Source organism: Chamaesiphon sp. VAR_69_metabat_338 (genome assembly GCF_031423935.1).
Taxonomy (GTDB): Bacteria; Cyanobacteriota; Cyanobacteriia; order Cyanobacteriales; family Chamaesiphonaceae; genus Chamaesiphon.
Genome location: NZ_JANPGM010000498.1, coordinates 1 through 4,590, shown reverse-complemented (window position 1 = coordinate 4,590; position 4,590 = coordinate 1). Strand labels below are relative to the sequence as shown.

The 4,590-nt window shown below is 47.3% G+C and carries 4 protein-coding genes and 1 pseudogene; 2 read left to right on the top strand and 3 right to left on the bottom strand.

Annotated elements, in window-relative coordinates; translation table 11 throughout:
* Positions 1–226: 226 nt before the first annotated feature.
* Both psaM and RMO84_RS13890 read left to right on the top strand, forming a co-directional pair.
* The gene (gene psaM, locus RMO84_RS13895; RefSeq protein WP_106312384.1) at positions 227–316 is read left to right on the top strand and encodes a photosystem I reaction center subunit XII; all 90 of its coding nucleotides are present in this window, start codon (positions 227–229) and stop codon (positions 314–316) included.
* 208 nt (positions 317–524) lie between these two features.
* The gene (locus RMO84_RS13890) at positions 525–1,013 is read left to right on the top strand and encodes a hypothetical protein (protein ID WP_310489043.1); all 489 of its coding nucleotides are present in this window, start codon (positions 525–527) and stop codon (positions 1,011–1,013) included.
* 50 nt (positions 1,014–1,063) lie between these two features.
* Here the strand turns inward: RMO84_RS13890 and RMO84_RS13885 are convergent, their stop codons facing one another.
* The 3 genes and pseudogenes from RMO84_RS13885 to RMO84_RS13875 all read right to left on the bottom strand — a co-directional run.
* Positions 1,064–1,642, bottom strand: a complete 579-nt coding sequence (locus RMO84_RS13885) for a hypothetical protein (RefSeq protein ID WP_310489042.1) — start codon at positions 1,640–1,642, stop codon at positions 1,064–1,066.
* Positions 1,643–1,682: 40 nt separating this feature from the next.
* Entirely contained in the window at positions 1,683–3,926 is a 2,244-nt protein-coding gene (locus RMO84_RS13880) for a cation:proton antiporter (protein ID WP_310489041.1), read from the bottom strand.
* Positions 3,927–4,130: 204 nt separating this feature from the next.
* Positions 4,131–4,590: pseudogene (locus RMO84_RS13875) on the bottom strand (hypothetical protein); the annotation flags it as partial.

Sequence of the window (4,590 nt, the reverse complement as noted above, 5' to 3'; positions counted from 1 at the left end):
ATCCCCCCTAACCCCCCTTGAAAAGGGGGGAAAAAGATCCGGAAGTCCCCCTTTTTAAGGGGGATTTAGGGGGATTCAGATCTCAAAACGAAGTCCGACAGACTTGTGTATACATCGTAGCCTCCCCCACCCCGTCTTTCTACATTTTGTTACAGTATCGCCAGCCTCAGCCCAAATTATTGCAAACTGTGAACAGGTAAAATCTCTGTGTTTGGAGGAATTTTTGATGTCTGATACTCAAGTCTTTATCGCTTTGGCGGTCGCGCTGATTCCTGGTCTGTTGGCATTCCGACTGTCCACCGAATTATACAAGTAACCGCTTCAGCTAGCACGAGCGTCGCCGCTCGTGCTAGCTACTTGCCCGATCGACTATGAAATAAATCAGATTGCTGGTTAGTGCTAGAACAATCGCACTATACGAGCGCGACTATTGTGAAATATTAGTGCTGGTAATCTAAAAATTTTTACATAAGTAATGTGACAAGCCGTATAATTAGAAAAATTTTGATTGGGTCACACTATCTATGAATACACTACCTTCGTTCGAGCCACCAGCTTACCCCCGTAAAACTCGCAAATCTAGTGGCCGTCGATCGACAAGTAGTTCCCCAACGGCGGTAGACACTACTCCCACCGCAACGCAGACTGCTGTGCCCCGTCCGCGATCGCGTCCCAAATCCAATCCAGCTTACGCCCATCGTCGTCAGGGCTTAGAGCTAATTACCAAATCGGTTGCCTATTCGATTTTGTCAGTCTTTGGGGTAGTCACTTTGGTGAACTCGATCGGTTATAGCTTCTCCCAGCGCAACAAGTTACAGCATCTTGAAACCGAAGTTCACGATACGCAGATCCGCACCGAACAAACTACGATTAAATTCAATCGTTCGTTCGATCCGCAAGCCCAAAAGAACGTGATGGCCGAAAATAGCTATAAAGTCGCACCGGATCGCCTTCAAATTTTCCTAGTTAATCCCAGCCCTGACAAACCGTTGCCCAATAACCACGGCCAATAATCGCTTTGGTTCCAGCATCCCAGCAATACGATCGGTTGGGACACCTATAACTAATGAGCAGCAGTTGAGGGTGCTTGAGGCTGTTGAATAGCGGTAATATTTATGGGCGAGCCTTGCGGATGCGTGCGATCGGTCAACCAGAGTTGTCCTTGTAGTTGTAGCTGCCGACCATTTTGGGTGCCACTCTGCGCCAGCGATCCACTCAGCCGTAATTGAGATCGGATCGGGCAAGTGGTTGTTGGTACAGTGCCACTGAGATCTAATTTTTGTCCTTGTAATTTACCAGAAAATGTCGGGCGGGGATTGGTACTAGGTGTTGTTGACGTTCGCGTAGCGTAGGCTAAGCCTAATCGATCTTTGGCTTTACTATCGACAGTATCGGCATTTTTGACATCGATCGCATTGAGGTTGGCGTTGAGATAGATACCCGACTGTTGGATATTAAGTAACAGCGTTTTGTGCTGGAGACAACCTGGCAAATCTTTAGCAATAATCTGATAAATACCCGCCATCGGTTGTGGTGCTTTGATATTGGCCTCGCCATAACTAGTTACCAAGTTAAAAAAGCCGATCGCGCTGCCAATCGCCAGAGTATATAAACCGATCGATTTAGCTGAGAAAACATTCATGAGTGGCGACGCCGATAAGTAATGGATTGATTGTCGATCGTTATTCAAAGCTAAAGTTGAGGTGCGAACCAAACTGGCTGTAGCGACGTGCGATCAGCAGGGACGAGACACAGTGGATTGCCAATCGATCGGTATAGCGATCGAGTAACGGTTTGCGACGTCCCCAGGTATGACCGATACCCGTAATCGTCAGATCTACCTGCCGCGACATTTCCTCAATTTTGACGATCGGATCGATCGTATCTAGTACTGAAATCTCGATGCGCGCACTCAGCTGAGTTGGTAACTTGAGCAACAGCCGCTGAATTTCGTCGCTGAGGCGGCCATGTTGGAGAGTGGAAGAGTTAATCTGGATCAGTTTGAGTTGTCGCTGACGATCGTTCCAGAGCATTCTCAAGGCGATTTCGACGGCGAGATCGTCATGATGGTTGGCAGTATAAGGTACTAATAAAGTTTGATATGAGTGGGGAGTAGTTCGATCGGTACTAGCATCGATAAATACTGCCACATCTGCTGGCGTTGTGCCCAACATTTTCGCGACTCGTCCACCCAGCCGATTATTGGTAAAAGTAGGTCGGTGCCAGCCCAGTAAGACTAGATCTGCCCGATCGAGTGCCGCGATTACGGCGGTTTTTTGGGCGACATCGTAGCCGATTTGGACGATCGGTTGAAACATCGCGCGATGAGCGGTGACGAGCATTCCTAGTGGTTCGAGGGTATCGATCGTGGTGTTGAGCTGTTGTAAGCGACGAGCGATCTGCCGATTGGCCTCAAACGGAGTACTCTGAAACAAATAATCTTCCTCTAGCTCGATCAGGCTCAAAGGATTGATAATCGCCGATTGGCGATCGTTTTGAGCGATCGATGTCGCTAGTTGCAGCAGTCCGACTTGCGTATTGGGATTGGCTACCGGCACTAAAATCCGATAACCAGTAGGGGTCAGAACTTCTTTGCTAGTGAGATCTAGTTGTGGTGCCGATAACGACTCACTAGCTGCCCTACTACCGATCGCCGCTGGCGCGTCAGCCACTAATTGGCCGGATGTGGATTGGAGATTGAGGCGAATCGATTTTTTGGGATAAGTCCACTCCAATAGTGGGGACGTCATAAATGTCGTCACCAATGCCATAATTACCAGCATCGTAAACAGAATTGGCGAGATTACCCCTAATTCCAGACCGATATTCAAGACGATTAATTCGGTCAAACCGCGCGTATTCATCAACCAACCTAGTGCGGAAGCTTCCTGTCGATCGATCTGACAACTCCGCGCTGCGTAATAAGTCCCGAAATATTTGCCGACGATCGCTACCCCCAAAATTGCCGCACATAACAGCCACAGATCGAGACTATTTAACAACCCCACTTGCGTTTTCAGACCGCTATAGGCAAAGAAAACTGGCAGTAAAAATATCAATACAAAATCTTCAGTCTTTTGGGCGATTTCCCTAACTAGTCCGGGATTTTTGGGCATCGCCGCACCCATTAAAAACGCCCCGAAAATCAAGTGAATCCCGATCGCTTCAGTAATCAATGCCGACGAGACTACTGCCATATAAATCGCCGCCAGCATCAGTTGAGACAGCTTCCCCGTGCGATCGTAATAAGTAGATAAGACCTTCAGCAGCCATCTACCGACGGTTAACATGCCACCGATATAGAGCAGCGAATAAATAATAATCGGGATCGCACCAGCCATACTATTGGTTCTAGTAACTGCAATTGCTAATGCGAGTAGACACCAAGCAGTCACATCATCGACCGCCGCACAAGTCAATGCCAGTGTGCCCAATCTGGTGTTTTGGAGATTATTTTCGGTGATAATTCTGGCTAAAACTGGAAATGCCGTAATCGACATCGCCGCACCTAAAAACAAGGCAAAAGCTGTAAACGAAACGCTGGCATTAGAAACGATCGGATAGATAACTAAGGATAAGATTCCCGCCAGGGAAAATGGCACTAGAATACTTACTCCAGAAGTGACTACTGCTGTTTTGAGATTGCCGCTTAAGTATTTGGGATCTAATTCTAAGCCGATCAAAAACATGAAAAAGATTAACCCAATCTGCGATAGCACATTCAAAAATGGAATCGCCGACGTCGGAAATAATAGTGCCGATAAATCTGGAGCCAGCCAACCTAATAATGATGGCCCTAACGCAATTCCTGCAACAATTTCGCCAATGACTAAAGGTTGATCGATCGATCGAAACAACCAACCAACTAATCGCGATCCCGCGATCACAACTAATATTTCAATTAAGACGAGGACGACGGTTGACATTAGGGGGTAGGGGGTAGGGGTAAAGGTAGGGGGTAGGCTTTAGGTTTTAGGTTTTAGGTTTTAGGTCACTATTGGCTACTGAAGTTATAAGTTTTAGATAACTAAGAGATCCGATCGACATCGCTATCTTCTCGATCTTCATAATTCTAACTTTCCATCTCAAAATCCTCTCCCTCCTAAAGCCTAAAGCCTAAAGCCTAAAACCTAAAGCCTATTCCACTTGCTGAGAAACTCTGCTCCCTTGTCTCGTCCGTGGCGGTAAATAGCAATCAAACCATCTGGAGTGGCTTTGGTAAAATCGACGCCTAATTGTTTGAGATGGACATCGGGGCGGATGATATGGATGGGAACGCCATGAATATAATTGGGAATTGGATCGATGTGAAACATATCCCGATACATGGTTCCTGGCTCATTGGCGATCGCGATCGTTTCTCGATAGCCTGCTGCAACCATTGCTAATACCGGACACAGGCAAGTGTAAGCCGCATCGACATATGGTTTACCGTCGATCCAAGCCGGAATCTCCCAAGCGTGCATAATCCGCGAAGAAGCATAGGCGACAGCCGGATAGTTATTGGGGGTAATACGATGGTGAGCGTCGGCGTGATGCGTGCTAAATAGAGTAAAGCGCAGATTACGATCTACCCAACTGCGATCTTTG

Excerpts from the sequence above, each read along its gene's own strand:
- psaM (WP_106312384.1), top strand. The coding sequence starts at position 227 with ATGTCTGATACTCAAGTCTTTATCGCTTTGGCGGTCGCGCTGATTCCT.
- RMO84_RS13890 (WP_310489043.1), top strand. The coding sequence starts at position 525 with ATGAATACACTACCTTCGTTCGAGCCACCAGCTTACCCCCGTAAAACT.
- RMO84_RS13885 (WP_310489042.1), bottom strand. The coding sequence starts at position 1,642 with ATGAATGTTTTCTCAGCTAAATCGATCGGTTTATATACTCTGGCGATT.
- RMO84_RS13880 (WP_310489041.1), bottom strand. The coding sequence starts at position 3,926 with ATGTCAACCGTCGTCCTCGTCTTAATTGAAATATTAGTTGTGATCGCG.